Source organism: Paucibacter hankyongi (assembly GCF_037482915.1).
GTDB lineage: Bacteria > Pseudomonadota > Gammaproteobacteria > Burkholderiales > Burkholderiaceae_C > Paucibacter_A > Paucibacter_A hankyongi.
Genome location: NZ_JBBHJX010000016.1, coordinates 20,314 through 36,714, shown reverse-complemented (window position 1 = coordinate 36,714; position 16,401 = coordinate 20,314). Strand labels below are relative to the sequence as shown.

Annotated in this window: 15 protein-coding genes; 4 read left to right on the top strand and 11 right to left on the bottom strand. The window is 63.6% G+C overall.

Features of this window, described 5'->3' with window-relative positions:
- Nucleotides 1-13: 13 nt before the first annotated feature.
- Entirely contained in the window at nt 14-685 is a 672-nt protein-coding gene (locus tag WG899_RS18680; protein ID WP_339597168.1) for a dienelactone hydrolase family protein, read from the top strand.
- 5 nt (nt 686-690) lie between these two features.
- On the opposite strand, the gene WG899_RS18675 is transcribed toward WG899_RS18680, so the two are convergent.
- From WG899_RS18675 to WG899_RS18630, 10 genes are all read right to left on the bottom strand, one after another.
- The gene (locus WG899_RS18675) at nt 691-1,605 is read right to left on the bottom strand and encodes a hydroxymethylglutaryl-CoA lyase (RefSeq protein ID WP_339597167.1); all 915 of its coding nucleotides are present in this window, start codon (nt 1,603-1,605) and stop codon (nt 691-693) included.
- 25 nt (nt 1,606-1,630) lie between these two features.
- Entirely contained in the window at nt 1,631-3,631 is a 2,001-nt protein-coding gene (locus tag WG899_RS18670) for an ATP-binding protein (protein ID WP_339597166.1), read from the bottom strand.
- Nucleotides 3,632-4,756: 1,125 nt separating this feature from the next.
- Nucleotides 4,757-5,824 carry a biotin synthase BioB gene (gene bioB, locus WG899_RS18665; RefSeq protein ID WP_339597165.1) on the bottom strand — a complete coding sequence of 356 codons (1,068 nt, stop codon included), beginning with the start codon at nt 5,822-5,824 and terminating at the stop codon, nt 4,757-4,759.
- A 44-nt stretch (nt 5,825-5,868) separates the two neighbouring features.
- On the bottom strand, nt 5,869-6,555 hold the full coding sequence (bioD, locus tag WG899_RS18660) for a dethiobiotin synthase (protein ID WP_339597164.1): 687 nt from the start codon (nt 6,553-6,555) through the stop codon (nt 5,869-5,871).
- A complete protein-coding gene (gene bioF / locus WG899_RS18655; RefSeq protein WP_339597163.1) occupies nt 6,552-7,790 on the bottom strand; it encodes an 8-amino-7-oxononanoate synthase in 1,239 nt (412 codons plus the stop codon). The genes bioD and bioF overlap by 4 nt, the downstream gene beginning before the upstream one ends.
- On the bottom strand, nt 7,780-9,150 hold the full coding sequence (gene bioA, locus WG899_RS18650; RefSeq protein ID WP_339597162.1) for an adenosylmethionine--8-amino-7-oxononanoate transaminase: 1,371 nt from the start codon (nt 9,148-9,150) through the stop codon (nt 7,780-7,782). The genes bioF and bioA overlap by 11 nt, the downstream gene beginning before the upstream one ends.
- A gap of 22 nt (nt 9,151-9,172) precedes the next feature.
- Complete coding sequence (locus WG899_RS18645; RefSeq protein WP_339597161.1) at nt 9,173-9,961, bottom strand: enoyl-CoA hydratase/isomerase family protein; 789 nt, start codon at nt 9,959-9,961, stop codon at nt 9,173-9,175.
- 9 nt (nt 9,962-9,970) lie between these two features.
- On the bottom strand, nt 9,971-10,837 hold the full coding sequence (locus WG899_RS18640) for a dienelactone hydrolase family protein (protein ID WP_339597160.1): 867 nt from the start codon (nt 10,835-10,837) through the stop codon (nt 9,971-9,973).
- An 8-nt stretch (nt 10,838-10,845) separates the two neighbouring features.
- Nucleotides 10,846-11,394 carry a GNAT family N-acetyltransferase gene (locus WG899_RS18635; RefSeq protein ID WP_339597159.1) on the bottom strand — a complete coding sequence of 183 codons (549 nt, stop codon included), beginning with the start codon at nt 11,392-11,394 and terminating at the stop codon, nt 10,846-10,848.
- A gap of 16 nt (nt 11,395-11,410) precedes the next feature.
- A complete protein-coding gene (locus WG899_RS18630) occupies nt 11,411-13,018 on the bottom strand; it encodes a carboxyl transferase domain-containing protein (RefSeq protein WP_339597158.1) in 1,608 nt (535 codons plus the stop codon).
- Between the two features lie 235 nt (nt 13,019-13,253).
- Here WG899_RS18630 and WG899_RS18625 point away from each other — a divergent pair, with 235 nt between their 5' ends.
- Nucleotides 13,254-13,925, top strand: a complete 672-nt coding sequence (locus tag WG899_RS18625) for a TetR/AcrR family transcriptional regulator (RefSeq protein WP_339597225.1) — start codon at nt 13,254-13,256, stop codon at nt 13,923-13,925.
- Nucleotides 13,926-13,934: 9 nt separating this feature from the next.
- Here WG899_RS18625 and WG899_RS18620 read toward each other — a convergent pair whose 3' ends face one another.
- A complete protein-coding gene (locus WG899_RS18620) occupies nt 13,935-14,237 on the bottom strand; it encodes a hypothetical protein (protein WP_339597157.1) in 303 nt (100 codons plus the stop codon).
- A gap of 168 nt (nt 14,238-14,405) precedes the next feature.
- On the opposite strand from WG899_RS18620, the gene WG899_RS18615 reads away from it, so the two are divergent.
- Together WG899_RS18615 and WG899_RS18610 are read left to right on the top strand one after the other, a co-directional pair.
- Nucleotides 14,406-16,094, top strand: coding sequence for a DUF8189 domain-containing protein (locus WG899_RS18615; protein ID WP_339597156.1), 1,689 nt, complete (start codon nt 14,406-14,408; stop codon nt 16,092-16,094).
- Between the two features lie 18 nt (nt 16,095-16,112).
- The gene (locus WG899_RS18610; protein ID WP_339597155.1) at nt 16,113-16,391 is read left to right on the top strand and encodes a protease inhibitor I42 family protein; all 279 of its coding nucleotides are present in this window, start codon (nt 16,113-16,115) and stop codon (nt 16,389-16,391) included.
- The last annotated feature ends 10 nt before the right edge of the window (nt 16,392-16,401 follow it).

Below are 16,401 nucleotides of genomic sequence, written 5' to 3'. Positions count from 1 at the left end.
CAGGAGAGATGTGATGGGACAGATGATTGAATTTCAACGCCCCGATGGCGGCAGCAGCCGCGCCTATCTGGCCGAGGCCCAAAGCACCGAAGGGCTGAAACGGCCGGGTTTGATCCTGATCCAGGAATGGTGGGGGCTGAACCCAAACATATGCGCCATTGCAGACCGTTATGCCGCCGCCGGCTACACCACTTTAGCGCCCGATCTGTACCGCGGTCGCTTGGCCAACAACGCCGATGAGGCCACGCATCTGAAGCAAAATCTCGACTTCGCCGATGCCACTCACCAGGACCTGGCCGGTGCGCTGAACTTCTTGCTGCAGCATTGCAACAAGGTTGGGGTAAGCGGCTTTTGTATGGGCGGAGCGCTGACGATTGCCGCCGCGGTGCACCTGCCCGCCTTGAGCGCCGCCAGCTGTTTCTACGGCATTCCGCCGGCGGCATTGGCCGACCCGACGCAGATCAAGATCCCCTTCCAGGGCCACTTTGCCAATCAAGACGACTGGTGCACACCAGCCGCGGTGGATACTCTCCAAGGTCAAGTACCTGCCTCAGCGGAAATCCACCGTTATGCCGCCGAGCACGGCTTCTTCAACGACACAAGGCCGGAGGTGTTTGACGCCGCCAGCGCCGAACTGGCCTGGACTCGGACCCTGGATTTTTTACGCCAACACCTGCAGGCCTAAACGTCTCAGGCCGCAGCCCGCTTGGTCAACAGCGCGCGGCCCACGCGTGAAACCGGCAAACGACCGAGTACGCCGGAGATAAAGGCGCCGGCATCGACCAGCTTGTCAAGGTCAATGCCGGTGTCGATGCCCAGGCCATTGAGCATGAAGACTACGTCCTCGCTGGCCACATTGCCGGTGGCGCCCTTGGCATATGGGCAGCCGCCCAAGCCGGCCACGCTGGTGTCGAACTGGTGCACACCGAGCTCCAGACAGGCATAGATATTGGCCAGTGCCTGGCCGTAGGTGTCGTGGAAATGGCCACTCACCTCCACCAAGGGGTAATGCTTGAGAGCCCGCTCCATCGCCGCCTGGATCTTGCGCGGGGTGCCCACGCCGATGGTGTCGGCCACGCCCAAATGTTCGACACCAATGTCCTTCATCAAACGCACCACGCGCTCGACCTGATCGGCGCTGATGTCTCCCTCGTAAGGGCAGCCAACGGCGCAGGACAATGCCCCGCGCACCTTGATGCCCGCGGCCTTGGCCGCCTCCACCACCGGGGCGAAACGCTCGATGCTCTCGGCGATGGAGCAGTTGATGTTCTTCTGGCTGAAAGCCTCGCTGGCCGCGGCGAAGACCACGATCTCATCGGGCCGAGTCGGAATCGCCGCTTCCAGCCCCTTCATATTCGGCGTTAGCACCGCATAGCGCACACCGGGCTGGCGCTCGATGGCGGCCATCACCGCCACGTTGTCGGCCATCTGCGGCACCCATTTGGGCGACACAAAGCTGGTGACCTCGATCTCCTTCAGGCCGGCCGCTTGCAGCATGTGCACCAACTGCGCCTTGTGCTCGGTGGCGACCGGTTCCTTTTCGTTCTGCAGGCCGTCACGCGGGCCCACATCGACCAAGGTGACACGGCTGGGCAAGTGACTCATTTGGGCTCTCCTCGTTTCAGCCTGATCAAGCCGCGGCTTGCAAACGCAGCAGCTCGGCGCCATCGGCGATTTGGTCACCGACGGCAAACAGCAACTCGGCCACCACGCCATCACGCGGCGCGCTGATGGTGTGCTCCATCTTCATCGCCTCCATCACCGCCAACGCCTGGCCCTTGGTGACCGTGTCACCCACCTGCGCCAAGAAGCTGACCAGCTTACCCGGCATCGGCGCGGTCAAACGGCCACCTTCGGCGGGGCCGTCACCGGCGCGAGCAATCACATCAATCTCAGTCACCAGGCTGCTGCCCTGAGCGCTGAACACGGCCACCACCTCGCCATCGGCATAAGTGCTGACGGTGACGCGCTGCTGCGCCAGACCCTCGCCCAAGAGCAGCTCATGCGACTCCAGGCTGCGTGAATTAACAGCGAAGGCGATGGCCTCACCAGCCACCGTCAGCTGCATGCCGCCTTGGTGGTGGCGCGAGAGCAAGACTTCGTGGTGAGTGCCCGCCACTTCCAAGTCAAAGCGACGGGCCGAGGCGCCATACATGCGCCAGCCGTCGCGGCGGCTCCAGGGGTCACTGCTCTGCAGCGTGGCCTCGGCCGCCAGCGTGTGCGCCACCACGGCAGCGGCGCTGATGGTCAAGGGCAGACCGGGCTGCTCGAACAGCGCGGCACGCTCACGCTCGATCAGGGCGGTGTCTAGATCGGCATTGGCAAAGGAAGCCGTGGCCGCACAGCGGCGCAAGAAGGCCACATTGGTTTGCAGGCCGACGATATGGGTGTCGCGCAGCGCTGCGTCCAAGCGCGCCAGAGCCTGGGCCCGGTCTTCGCCCCAGACGATCAGCTTGGCGACCATGGAGTCGTAGAAGGGGCTGATGGCATCGCCCTCGCCCACGCCCGCATCGATGCGGACCGCGCCCCGCTCAAACTGAACATGCTCAGGCCAACGCGCCACATTCAAGGCACCCGTGGCGGGCAGGAAGCCGGCGTCCGGGTTCTCAGCGCAGATGCGCGCCTCGATGGCATGGCCATGCATGCGCAGTTCATCCTGCTTCAAGGGCAAGGGCTCGCCCGAGGCCACGCGCAGCTGCCACTCGACCAGATCTTGCCCGGTGATGGCCTCGGTGACCGGATGCTCCACCTGCAGGCGGGTGTTCATCTCCATGAAGTAAAACCGCCCGTCTTGCTCGCAAATGAACTCGACGGTGCCGGCACCGCTGTAACCGACCGCCTTGGCTGCTGCCACCGCCGCGCCGCCCATCTGGGCACGGCGCTCTTCCGTCATGCCGGGAGCCGGCGCTTCTTCCAACACCTTTTGATGGCGACGCTGCACCGAGCAGTCGCGCTCGAACAGGTACACACAGTCGCCAAAATTGTCGCCAAAGACTTGGATCTCGATATGGCGCGGGCGCTGCACATAACGCTCAATCAGCACCGCATCGTCACCAAAGCTATTGATGGCTTCGCGCTTGCAAGAAGCCAGCGCCGCATCAAACTCTTCGGCCGCAAACACCGCCCGCATGCCCTTGCCGCCGCCGCCAGCGCTGGCCTTGATCAGCACGGGGTAGCCGATGCGATCAGCCTCGGCGCGCAAGAGCGCCGGGTCTTGGTCGGCGCCGTGATAGCCCGGCACCAGCGGCACGCCGGCCGCCTCCATCAGGCGTTTGGATTCGGCCTTCAAACCCATAGCCTGAATCGCGCTGGCTGGCGGGCCGATGAAGACCAGGCCGTTGGCCGCGCAAGCCTGCGCGAATTCTTCGTTCTCGCTCAAGAAGCCATAGCCGGGGTGCACCGCTTCGGCGCCGGTCGCCTTGGCCGCATCGATGATGCGCTGCCACTGAAGATAGGAGTCACGTGGTGCGGGGCCGCCGATCAAGACCGCCTCATCGCAAGCCTGCACATGCTTGGCTTTGGCGTCGGCCTCGGAGTAGACGGCAACGGTTTTGACGCCGATGCGTTTTGCCGTTGCGGCAACACGGCAGGCGATTTCGCCGCGGTTGGCGATGAGGATTTTCTTGAACATTCTGTTTGTCTCCTACTTCACTCGGATATCGATCCGGGTTGATCTTCATTCATGCCCTGGATAGCGCCGGGGCTTCGCTGACACATCACCAACCATCAAAGACCGTGCCGGGATTTCGCCCCGGCGGGCGACTCCCTTTCTTGGTCGCCCAAGAAAGGAAGCAAAGAAACCGCCCCGAATGCCTGGCCCCTCCGGGGTCCGCTGCGGTGCTCGGCTTCGTCGGGCCGCGCCCAACTCACTTCGCTACGCTCCGTTCAAACAAGGGGCGCGAAGCCAGTGCTTGAAGGCGCTTCGCGCCGCCCGCCAAACCCTGCGCTCCTCACCCAGGCAAGACGGGGAATTCCAAAACACACCAAAACGCCTCGCCCCAAGCTCGATGAAGTGCGCTTTGGCTCACTCCAAGTCACAAACCCGCAGCAAGTGTTTTTCACTTGCAGTCGCTTTCTGAAACCCTTCTAACTAGTTTGAGCCGCTGAAGCTGAAAGAACGCGGAGTACGCGAAAGCAAGCCCATCCGTCTCTTTCGTCTTTCGCCCCACTCGACCATCGATTTCCACATACACACCTTGCTCAGCAAGCGCTTCGGACCTCGCCAAACCATCAACTAAAAGGCGCTTACGCATCTCCGCCGTCGTGACAAGCCAATAGCCAACTTTGCTACCGCAAGGATAGAAGGTCTCGTTTTCTGGACCGAGAAACAAATGCCCTCGGTAAGGGGCCGCTACGGCATGCGAAACAAGAACAACTGGCAATAGCGCAAGCCAAACACGTAAGCCGCGATGGCAGTGACGCCCTCTCACGAGCAGACCTCCCCAACACGCCGATGCGCAGCGAGGCGTGACGGTATTCCGGGGCTCCCCTTCTGCATGGGCGAGGAGCGGAGGGTTTGCCGGGCGTCGCGGAGCGACTTCAAGAACATGCTTCGCGCCCCTTGTTTGAACGCAGCGTAGCGAAGTGAGTTGGGCGCGGCCCGGCAGACCTGAGCACCACAGCGGACCCGAAGGGCCATGCGGCAGGGGCGGCTTCTTTGCCTTCTTTCTTGGCCGCCCAAGAAAGAAGGTCGCCCGCCGGGGCGAACTCCCGGCATGGGCCTCCCCTGCAACGCAGCGCCCATTGCTTCAAGCCCTCAGTGCGACGAGCAAGCCTTCTTCTCGCACGCCGCCTCCTGCGGCACCAAATTCGCCTCACTCGCACAACGCATCCCCAGCCGCTCCAACAGCGCCCGGTCCTTCTCCGCCTGCGGATTCGTCGTCGTCAGCAGCTTGTCGCCATAGAACATCGAGTTCGCGCCAGCCAAGAAGCACAGGGCCTGCATGCTCTCGGGCATCTCTTCACGGCCGGCCGACAAACGCACCATGGCGCGCGGCATGGTGATGCGAGCCACCGCGATCGAACGGATGAACTCGAACGGGTCCAGCGCTTCAGTGTTCTTGTCGGCCAAGGGCGTGCCCTCCACCTTCACCAAGTTGTTGATTGGCACCGACTCGGGGTAGGGATTCAGATTGGCCAATTGCACGATCAAGCCGGCGCGCTGGCCACGGCTTTCGCCCATGCCGACGATGCCGCCGGAGCAGACCTTCAGGCCCACATTGCGCACGCGGTCCAGCGTGTCCAAGCGGTCTTGGTAGGTTCGGGTGGTGATGATCTGCCCGTAGAACTCGGGCGAGGTGTCGAGGTTGTGGTTGTAGTAGTCAAGGCCGGCTTCCGCCAGTTGCTCGGCCTGGCCGTCACCCAGCATGCCGGCGGTCAAGCAGGTTTCCAGGCCCATGGCCTTGACCTCTTTGACCATCTCGCCAATGGCTTCCAGGTGACGCTCTTTCGGCGAACGCCAGGCGGCGCCCATGCAAAAGCGGGTAGCGCCATTGGCCTTGGCGGCGCGGGCGGCTTCCAGCACTTCTTGCAGCGGGATCAGCTTCTCGGCCTTCAGGCCGGTGTCGAAATGGGCCGACTGCGGGCAGTAAGCGCAGTCCTCTTCGCAACCACCGGTCTTGATGGACAAGAGCGTGGACAGTTGCACCGCATTGGCGTCGAAGTTCTCGCGGTGCACCTGCTGGGCGCGGAAGATCAAATCGTTGAAAGGCAGGTTGTACAGGGCCACCACTTCGGCCACCGTCCAGGTCTTGCTATTGCGGCGCTCCGCGTCGGTGGTGGGCGTCAGCGATTGGATTTGGTTGACGGTTTGCGAGTGGCTCATAGCGATTCCAAAAAGCGATTCGAAAAGAAAAGAGGAGGCGAGGTTTAGACCAGCTGCGCAAGCAACTGCTCCCGATTCAAACAGGCGGCCACGGCCGCTGCGCTGGGCAATGGCAGCCGAGGCACATGGCCCCAGCAAGGCGCGCCAAGCCCGGCCTCCAGCGCCCCCAGATTGTCCTTCACATGCGGCATGTCGGCGTCCACCTGGTTGCCCACCCAGCCGACCAGCTGCAGGCCACGGGCACGAATGGCCTCGGCGGTCAACAACGCATGGTTGATGCAGCCCAGACGCAAGCCCACGACCAAGACCACCGGCAGGGCCAGATCCACAGCCAGATCCGCCGTGTCATAGCCCGGATTCAAGGGCACGCGAAAACCGCCCACCCCTTCCACCAGCGCCAGCTCGCCCAAGGCGGCACTGGCGCGGATGGCGGCCAGCAAGGGTTCGCGCTCAATGGTCTTACCCTCCAGCGCCGCAGCGATATGCGGCGCGCAGGCGGCGCGGAACTGCAGCGGCCCGACCTGCTCCGGGCTCATGCCTATGCTCTGCGCTGCGTGCAACTGCTGCACGTCTTCATTGACCCAGTGGCCATTGACGTAGTCCTGGCCTGCAGCCAGCGGCTTGATCGGCGCGGCGCGCAGGCCTATGGCACTGAAAGCATGGGTCAGGCCCGCGGTGATGCAGGTCTTGCCGATCTCGGTGTCGGTGCCGGTGATGAAAAAGCCCTTCATGCTTTTGCGCTTTCTTTCTGATCCATTTCAGCCGCTGCCGCGCTCAAGGCAGCCAGCAACTGGGCCACATCGGCCTCGGTATGCGTCGCGCACAAGGTGATGCGCAGCCGCGCCTCGCCCTTGGGCACGGTGGGCGGGCGAATGCCGGGCACGCGAATGCCTTCGGACTCCAGCCTTGCGGCCAGCGCCATGACTTCGGCATTGCCGCCGATGATGAGCGGCTGCACCGGCGTGTCGGACGGCGGCAAACGCCAGCCCAGGCTCGGGTGCCGCTGCAGAATCACTTCAACGCCAGCACGCAGCTGGGCTTGCAAGCGGCGCAGATTGGCACGGCGCGCCTGGCCCAGCTCGCCTTCGATCAAGGCAAAGCTGCTCAACAGCGCATGCTCAACGGCCGGCGGCGACGCGGTGGAGAAGATGTAGTTGCGCGCCGCCTGAAGCAGGTACTGGGTGACGGTGGCATGAGCTACCACAAAGGCCCCGGCCAAGCCAGCGGCCTTGCCCAGGGTGCCGACCAAGATGAGCCGCTCGCTGCGCAGACCGAAATGCTCCAGCGAACCGCGGCCCTTGTCGCCCAGTACGCCAAAGCCATGCGCATCGTCCACGATCAGCCAGGCATCGAACTCTTCGGCCAGCGCCAGCAGGGCCGGCAGCGGCGCCAGATCGCCGTCCATGCTGAAGACCGCGTCGGTGACGATCAGCTTGATCTTGGCCGTGCTGGCCGAAAGCAGCTCGCGCAAGCCGGCCACATCGGCATGGGCATAACGCTTCACCTCAGCGCGCGCCAGGCGGGCGCCGTCGATCAGCGAGGCATGGTTCCAGGCTTCGGAGAAGATTTCCGCGCCCTCGTCGCCCAGCGCCGTGACCACGGCCAAATTGGCCATATAGCCGGTGCAAAAACCCAGCGCCCGCGCCTCGGGGATGTGCGGCGCCAACCAAGCCGCCAAGGTCTCGGCGACCTGCTCATGCGCCCGGCTGTGGCCGCTGACCAGGGGCGAGGCGCCGGAGCCGCCGCCGTAAATCATCGCGCCTTCGATCAAGGCCTCGGTGATCTTGGGCTCGGCGGCCAGGCCCAGGTAGTCGTTCGAGCAGAACATCAGCAGCTCGCGGCTGCGGCCGTCGGCGCCACGCACTTGCTGACGCGGCGCGGTCGGGCTTTCGGCCTGACGCAAAAAGCGAGTCAGGCTTTGCGCCTCGATGGCGCGCAGCTTCTCGTTCAGGTGGTCAAGCAACATGGGGTTGATCCTTGCTGCTTGAATCGGGCGCTTGGGCCAGCACTTCGTCGAGCGTGCGGCTGACGGCCTGCGCCAAAAACGCAGCCGACTCGGCGTCGATCACATAGGGCGGCAGCAGGTAGACCGTGTTGCCGATGGGGCGGATCAGCAACTCATGCGCACGCGCAGCCAGATGGAAGCGCTCCGCAAAGCGCAGGCCGGGCTCCATCACATCAAAGGCCAAGACCATGCCCTGCTGGCGCAGATGCGCCACGCTGGGGTGCGTGGCCAGCGGTGCAAATGCAGCCTTCAACAATTCGGCTTGGCCTGCATTGGCCTCCAGTTGGCCCGCGTCAAATCGGTCCAATACCGCATTCGCCGCCGCGCAAGCCAGGGCATTGCCGGTGTAGGAATGCGAGTGCAAAAAGCCGCGCGTCACGTCTTCGCTCCAGAAGGCTTGGTAGACCGACTCGGTCGTCAACACCAGGGAGAGCGGCATGGTGCCGCCGGTGATGCCCTTGGACACGGTGATGAAGTCCGGCCATTCCGACTTCGCCTTGGGCTCGGCATGTTCCCAGGCGAAGAAGCGGCCGGTGCGGCCACAGCCCATGGCGATTTCATCGACGATCAGATGCACTTCGAACTCGCTGCACAAGGCACGCAGGCCGCGCAGATAGTTGGCGCTGTACATCACCATGCCGGCGGCGCCTTGCACCAGGGGCTCGATGATGACGGCGGCAATCTGCACACTGCGCTCGCTCAGCAACGCTCGCATGGCGGCCAAGGCCTGGGCCTCATTGCCCAGGCGAGCGTCGGGCGACTCGACGATGTGCGCCTGCATCAAGAGCGGGTCATAGGCATCGCGAAAGACCTTGACGTCGGTGACGGCCAAGGCGCCGATGGTTTCGCCGTGGTAGCCGTTCTTCAGACAGACGAACTCGCGCTTCTGGTCGCGGCCGAGGTTGCGCCAGCTGTGGAAGCTTTGCTTCAAAGCGATCTCGACCGCGCTGGCGCCGTCGCTGCCGAAGAACACATGACCCAAAGCACTGCCATCCACACCACAGGTGCGCGCACTCAGACGCTCGGCCAGGCGCACTGCGGGCGCATGGGTGCAGCCAGCCAGCATCACATGCGGCAAGGTGTCGAGCTGCTGCTTGATGGCGGCATTGATGCCCGCATCAGCGTGGCCAAACAGATTGACCCACCAAGAGCTGTTGGCGTCGAAGTAGCGGCGGCCCTCATAGTCATAAAGCCAAGGGCCGGCGCCCCGCGCGATCGGCAAGGGCGGCACGACTTCGGCGCGTGCCATCTGGGTGCAAGGGTGCCAAACGGCGGCGCGACTGCGGCGCTGCCAATCGGCTTGGGTACTGCTGGAATTCATCGACAAGGACCGAGTCAAAACATCAAGCCAACCAGGACGGTCGGCTCTTGTTCAAAAAGCTCTGCACACCTTCGCGTCCCTCTTCGCTGGCACGGATGTCAGCAATGCGGCGCGCGGTGTCATCTCGCAGCGAAGGCGTGATTGTCGCGTGTGCCACATCCTGCACCAGGCGCTTGCAGGCGCGCACGGCCGCCGGGCCGTTGGCGCAGAGGGCCTCCACCAGCGCCGCCACCTTGGCGTCCAGAGTCTCGGGCGTGGCCAACTCATGCACCAAGCCCAGGCGATGCGCCTCGGTGGCGCTGAAGCGCTCTGCCGTGACGAAGTAGCGGCGCGAGGCCTGCTCGCCCAGGGCGCGCACCACATAAGGCCCGATGGTGGCGGGCAGCAGGCCCAGCTTGGCCTCGGACAGGCAAAAGCCCGCCGCATCCACCGCCACCACCACATCGCAGACCGACACCAGGCCCACGCCACCGGCATACACATCGCCCTGCACCCGCGCAATCACCGGCACCGGGCAGCTGTAAATCGTCCACAGCATCTCGGCGAGGCGCGAGGCGTCGGCATGGTTCTCGCCCCAGGAATAGCCGGCCATGGCCTTCATCCAATTGAGATCGGCGCCAGCGCAAAAAGCCTTGCCTTCAGCCGCCAGCACAATGGCGCGCAAGCTGGGGTCCTGGCCCAGGGTTTTGAAAGCCTCGGTCAACTCGGCAATCACCGACTCATTGAAGGCGTTGCGCACTTCGGGGCGATTCAGGGTGACGGTGGCGACAAAGCCCTCGCGTTGAATCTTCAAGCTGCTGATTTGCACCATCACGTCCTCTCAATCCTTGAAATCGCTAAAGCCCTGGCGGCGCAAGAACTCGGCCACCACCGGCTGCCACACCGCCGGAAAGCGGCTGAACAGCAAATGACCGTCTTCGCCATGCGGGCCGAACTGTTTGAATTCGACACGGCCGCCAGCAGCCGCAAAGCCCTCGGCCCATTGCCGGGGATAGCGCGGGCCAAAGAACTGGTCGTTCTCGGTGTAGACCCAGAGCATGGGCACTCGTGCCGTTTGGCCATAGGCCGACAAGACACGGCTGAGCAGCACCGGGGAGCAGGGCTCTTGCGCATGGGTCTTGGGATTGCCTCCACCGCCGCCGGCGAAATTGATGGCCGCCACCACACCCTCAGGGTTGCGTGCGGCCACGGCGATCGAGGTGGCGCCACCAAAGGACTGTCCCATCACCACGCTGCGGTCCTTCAAAGTGTCGGGCTGGGTTTGCATCCAAGCCAGCGTGGCCTGCACTTGCTCGGCTGCGGCGTCAAAGGTGGGGCGGTAGTGCTTGCGACTGCAGTCGCCGCTGTCTTCCACGTCCTCACCGCCGCTCACGCCGTAACCGACGCGCGTCGGCAGGGCCACCGCAAATCCACGCGCCGCAAACCAGCGCGAAACCTCAACAAAACGCGCCCGTCCCAAGGCGGCGCGAGCCTCGGCTTCGGTGGCCCGGCCATGGTTCAAGACCAAGATCGGCCGCGGCTGTGGCGTGCTGTCATCGACGAACACCGTCAAACGAATGGTCTGTTCGATCACTTTGCCAAAGCGGTCACTGACGCGAACCGGCAGATCTTGCTCCTGCTCGCGCAGCTTGGCGGCAGCCGCAATACTCAGACTCGCCAAGACCCAGGCGATGCATCCCAAACGCAAGCCGCGCCTCATCGACCAGCCCCTTCCAGCAAGGCTGCAGTGGGGCTGAGGTCTTTCACCATCAGAACGCTTGAATAAGTCTTGCCGTCCCATTGCACCTCGCCCACGGGGCTGAAGCCGCGCTTGGCGTAACGGGCCTGCAAATGGACGGCGGGCTTGGCGGTATCCAGGGCGATGTGGGCAAAGCCCTGCGTCATCGCCCAAGCCTCGGCCGCATCCATCAAACGCTCGCCCAGACCTTGGCCTTGGCAATCGGGATGAACCGCGAACTGCGACAAGATGGCGGTGTCAGCGCGCAAGTACCAGGGCGTGTTCAGCGCCCAGGCATCGCGCTCGGGCCGATAGCAGGGCCGCACCATCACCGTACCCACCAGCCGCCCTGCCTGCTCGGCCACGATGCAGTTGCCGCTGCTGACGCGCTTGGCGGTCAAGTCCACCGGCTGATCCACTGCAGTGAAGTTCCAGCCTTGCGCGCCGAGGCTGGCATAGGCCGCGTGCAGCAAATCGGTCAGTTCCTCGAGCGAATCCTCGGGACGCAGGGCGCGCAATTCGGTCATCAGATCCGACCCACACTCACATGCGGAAGACACCAAATTTGGTGTCCGGAATCGGCGCATTCAAGGCAGCGGACAAGCCCAGAGCCAAGACGCGGCGGGTGTCAGCGGGGTCGATCACGCCGTCGTCCCACAGCCGTGCGCTGGCGTAGTAGGGGTGGCCTTGGTCTTCGTACTGCTGGCGGATCGGGGCCTTGAAAGCTTCTTCTTCCTCGGCACTCCAGGCGCCGCCCTTGCCTTCGATACCGTCGCGCTTGACGGTCGCCAGCACGCTGGCGGCTTGCTCGCCGCCCATCACCGAGATGCGCGCATTCGGCCACATCCACAAGAAGCGCGGGCTGAAGGCGCGGCCGCACATGCCGTAATTGCCGGCGCCAAAGCTGCCGCCAATGATGATGGTGAACTTGGGCACCTGGGCGCAGGCCACGGCCGTCACCATCTTGGCGCCGGCGCGGGCAATGCCCTCGTTCTCGTACTTGCGGCCCACCATGAAACCGGTGATGTTCTGCAAGAAGACCAGCGGGATCTTGCGCTGGCAGCACAGCTCGATGAAGTGCGCACCCTTATTGGCGCTCTCGGCGAACAAGATGCCGTTGTTGGCGACGATGCCGACGGGCATGCCCTCGATATGCGCAAAGCCGCAAACCAGGGTGGCGCCGTAGCGGGCCTTGAACTCTTCGAACTCGGAGCCGTCCACCACGCGGGCGATGACCTCGCGCACATCGAAAGGCTTGCGGGTGTCGGTGGGGATCACGCCGTGCAACTCGCTGGCGTCGAACAAAGGCTCGCGCGGCGCTTGCAGCAGCAACTGCGAGTCCTTGCGCCAGTTCAGGCCGGCGACCGATTGGCGGGCAATCGCCAGCGCATGGGTGTCGTTATCGGCCAGATGATCGGCCACGCCGGAGAGGCGCGTGTGCACATCGCCGCCGCCCAGGTCTTCGGCCGTCACCACCTCGCCGGTGGCGGCCTTCACCAAGGGCGGGCCGCCCAGGAAGATGGTGCCTTGGTTTTTGACGATGATGGTCTCGTCGCTCATGGCTGGCACATAGGCGCCGCCTGCGGTGCAAGAGCCCATCACCACCGCGATTTGCGGGATGCCCGCAGCGGACAGATTGGCTTGGTTGAAGAAGATGCGGCCGAAGTGATCCCGGTCTGGGAACACTTCGTCTTGGTTGGGCAGATTGGCGCCGCCCGAGTCCACCAGATAGACGCAGGGCAAGCGGTTTTGCGCAGCGATCTCTTGGGCGCGCAAATGCTTTTTGACGGTGATGGGGTAGTAGGTGCCGCCCTTCACCGTGGCGTCATTGCAGACAATCATGCAGTCCACCCCGGAGACGCGGCCGATGCCGGCGATCATGCCGCCGCCAGGTGCGGCGTTGTCGTACATATTCAGGCCCGCCAGCGGTGCCAACTCCAGGAACGGCGTGCCGGGGTCCAGCAGCATCTCGACCCGGTCGCGCGGCAGCAACTTGCCGCGCGCGGTGTGCTTGGCGCGTGCCGCCTCGCCACCGCCCTGGGCAATCTTTTCCAAACGGCTGTTCAAGTCATCCAGCAGGCCGCGCATGGCCTCTGCATTGGCCTTGAAATCGGCGGAACGGGCATTCAGTTTGCTGCTGAGGGCGGGCATGGTGTCTCCAAAAATCGCTGCACCCAATTCGGAATGAGTGCAACTCACAAATTCATCCACACGCCTCAAACTGGTCGCTCAGCGGCATGCGAAGGCCGAAGAATAGGCCAGCTGCGAAGATGTTGCAAGCAACACTTGAGCTTTACTCAATTTTTGCGCAGAATCGCCGCCTGTGAGCACCCGACAAGCCTCCGCCGCCCCAAACACCCCCAACGCCGGGTCGACCAGCGCGGCCGTGCAACGCCGTGCGCCCGCCGGCGCCAAGGCCGAGCAACGGGTGCGCGACATCCTGCGGGTGGCGCGTGAGGTTTTTTCCGAGCGCGGCTACGAGCGCGCCACCACCACCGAAATCGCCCAGCGCCTGGGGGTGTCGGAAGCCACCGTCTTCACTTACTTCCGGGGCAAGCGGGAGTTGTGCATGCGGGTCATCGGCGACTGGTACGACGAAATCATCGAGGCCATCGAAGCCGGCCTGCCGCGCGAGGCGCCGGTGCGAGTGCAACTGGAGTTCATGGTGCACACCCATTTGCGCCTATTCTTGATCCAGGGCACCGGCTTGTGCGCCCTGGTGCTTTCGGAGGGACGCACCAAGGGTCAGGAATTTGGCGACGCCTTTGTCGAATTGCAGCGCCGCTACACCGCGCCGCTGATGGACCTGTTGGCACGCGGCCAAGCCAGCGGCGAGGTGCGCGCCGACATTCCCTTGCGGCTTTTGCGCTCCTTGGTGTTCGGGCCGATGGAACATATGTTGTGGGAAGTGATCATCGCCGGCCGCCAGATCGAGATCGACTCGGCCGCAAGGGACTTGGTCGCCCTGCTCTGGCCGGCGTTGCAAGCGCCCGAAAAAGAACTCGTCAGGCTCCGTCGCTTGCGCGACGAACTTGCCGGCTCGCTGGCTCGGCTTTAACACCCAGTTTCAGCGCCGAGTGGCGCCGCGCCCGGCCATCAGGCGATGGACCAGCGCATGCTCACTGAGTTTGAAGAGCAGATAAGCCGCCATCGCCAAGAACGCGTTGAACAATAACTCCAAAAACTGACGTAATCCGCCTTCCAGCACCGCAATCCATCCATGCGCCAGCAGAAAGGCCGCATTGGCTGAAAACAGGCGAATCAAGTCCAAGGACAGCGCGCCGAACACGATGAAACTGAACGTCAGCAAAACAAAGCAAGCCAACACATGTTGGCCCAACCAGAGGTAGAGGGAGTTCTGTGTGCTCATGATCGCTCCAAAGAAGTGGTGACAAGCTAGGGGGCCGGCATATCAATCGGCCTCACCAGCACCTAGTGTGAATGAGTCAGAGGCAATGGTGCGCTTAGTAGGCGCCCATTGGCTGCGTATTTGGCGCGCCTGCTCTGACGCAGATGATTCACCAATGGGAGCACAGTAATGCCTAACCTCGATATCAATGCACTGTCGAAAGACCTGAGCCAAGCGAAGGCACGCTGGACAGCCCGACAGACCCCGCAATCCTTGCTCAGTGAAAGCCAGAAGATGGCCTTGCTGGGTGTCATCTTCACCAAAGAGTACATAGACGCGGCGGCCGCACCGGCACCACAAAGCAAGGCGCCAGCCGCCTTCGCGCCGGCCGTGGACTGGCGCAACCGCAATGGCAATCACGTCACCTCGGTGAAGGATCAAAAGAACTGCGGCTCCTGCGTGTCCTTTTGCTGCACCGCCTTGGTGGAGTCCATGGCCTCGATCGAGAAAGGCCAGTTGCTGAATCTCTCGGAGGCCGATGCGCATTTCGGCTCCTCGCACGGGGCCAGCTGCAGCGGCTGGAATGCCAATGACTGCCTGGAGCAGATCAAGGTGCGCGGCGTGGTGCCGGATGCGCTTTTCCCCTATATGGCCGCCTTTGAAAATCCCCCGCAAAACAGCCCGGCCGAACCGCACTACTGGATACCGCATGCCGGCGCCATCCCGAATCGCGCCGCTGCGGCGATCAAGATCAACTCGCACGGCCTGCTGAGCAGCATCGTTGACCGCAAAAACTACCTCAGCAATGTCGGCCCTTGCTCGGCGTCCTTTGATGTCTACGACGATTTCTTCTCCTATGGCAGCGGTGTCTATCACCATGTCTCGGGCGTCTACCGCGGTGGCCATTGCGTTGAAGTGATTGGTTATTCCGAGGCCGAACAATGCTGGATCTGCAAGAACTCCTGGGCCGACAGCTTTGGCATGGCCGGCTATTTCAAGATTGGCTACGGCGAATGCAAGTTCGACGCCTACCCATTCGCCACCGCCCAAGGCGTGGTCTTGCCGCCTCCGCAAGTGGGTTGGCATGGCTATGAAAACCTCGGCGGCGTGATCACCTCGCGGCCCAGCGCCACCTCCTGGGCGGCCAATCGCATCGATGTGGTGGCGCGCGGCACCGATTCGGCCGTGCACCACCGCTGGTGGGACGGCAGCAGCTGGCAGGGCTGGGAGAGCTTAGGCGGCGGCATCCAGGGCGCACCGGCGATCTGCTCCTGGGGCAATGGTCGACTCGATATCTTCGCCGTGGGCCTGGATCACCGCATGTATCACAAGTGGTTCCAGGGCGGCTGGAGCGCCTGGGAGTCGCTGGGCGGCCAGTTCTCCTCCGAGCCTTGCGCGGTTTCATGGGGCCCGAACCGCATCGACATCTTCGGCCGCGGGCTTGACTCCGCGATGTATCACATGTGGTGGGACGGCGCCAACTGGGGCGGCTGGGAGAACCTCGGCGGCGTCTTGGCCTCGGGCCCGGCGGTGTCCAGTTGGGCCGCCAACCGGCTCGACTGCTTCGTCAAAGGCACCGACAGCAAGCTGTATCACAAGTGGTGGAATGGCGCCTGGAGCGGCTGGGAGAGCCTGGGCGGCTATGTCAGCGCCGAGCCGGCCGCCGAGTCCTGGGGGCCCAACCGCATCGACGTGTTCTACGCCGGCGCCACTTCGCACATGATGCACAAATGGTGGGACGGCAGCAGCTGGAGCGGCGAAGAGGATCTGGGCGGCATTCTGAGCTCCGGCGTCGGCGTCAGTTCCTGGGCCCCCGGCCGCCTGGACTGCTTTGTCGAGGGCACCGACTCGGCCATGTATCACAAGTGGTATGCCTGAACGACATCCCAGTCCGCTATGCGCCTGAAGTTTGAAGCCGGCAAGCCCTTTGAGCTGAAGCTGGGCTCAGCGCCCAGCACCGGCTATCTTTGGGAACCGCTGACCGCTCCGGCGGGCCTGCGGGTGAGAGAACTCGCCATGGAACAAGCCGCCGCCCCCAGCCCCGGGGACGGCGGCCAGCAGGTCTTTCAAATCCAGGCCGAGCAGCCCGGCCACTATGTCTTGCGCTTTCAATACAAACGCCGCTGGGAGGCGCAGGCCCTCGAAACCCGCGTCATTGAGCTTGAGCTGTACTGAACAAATCCGT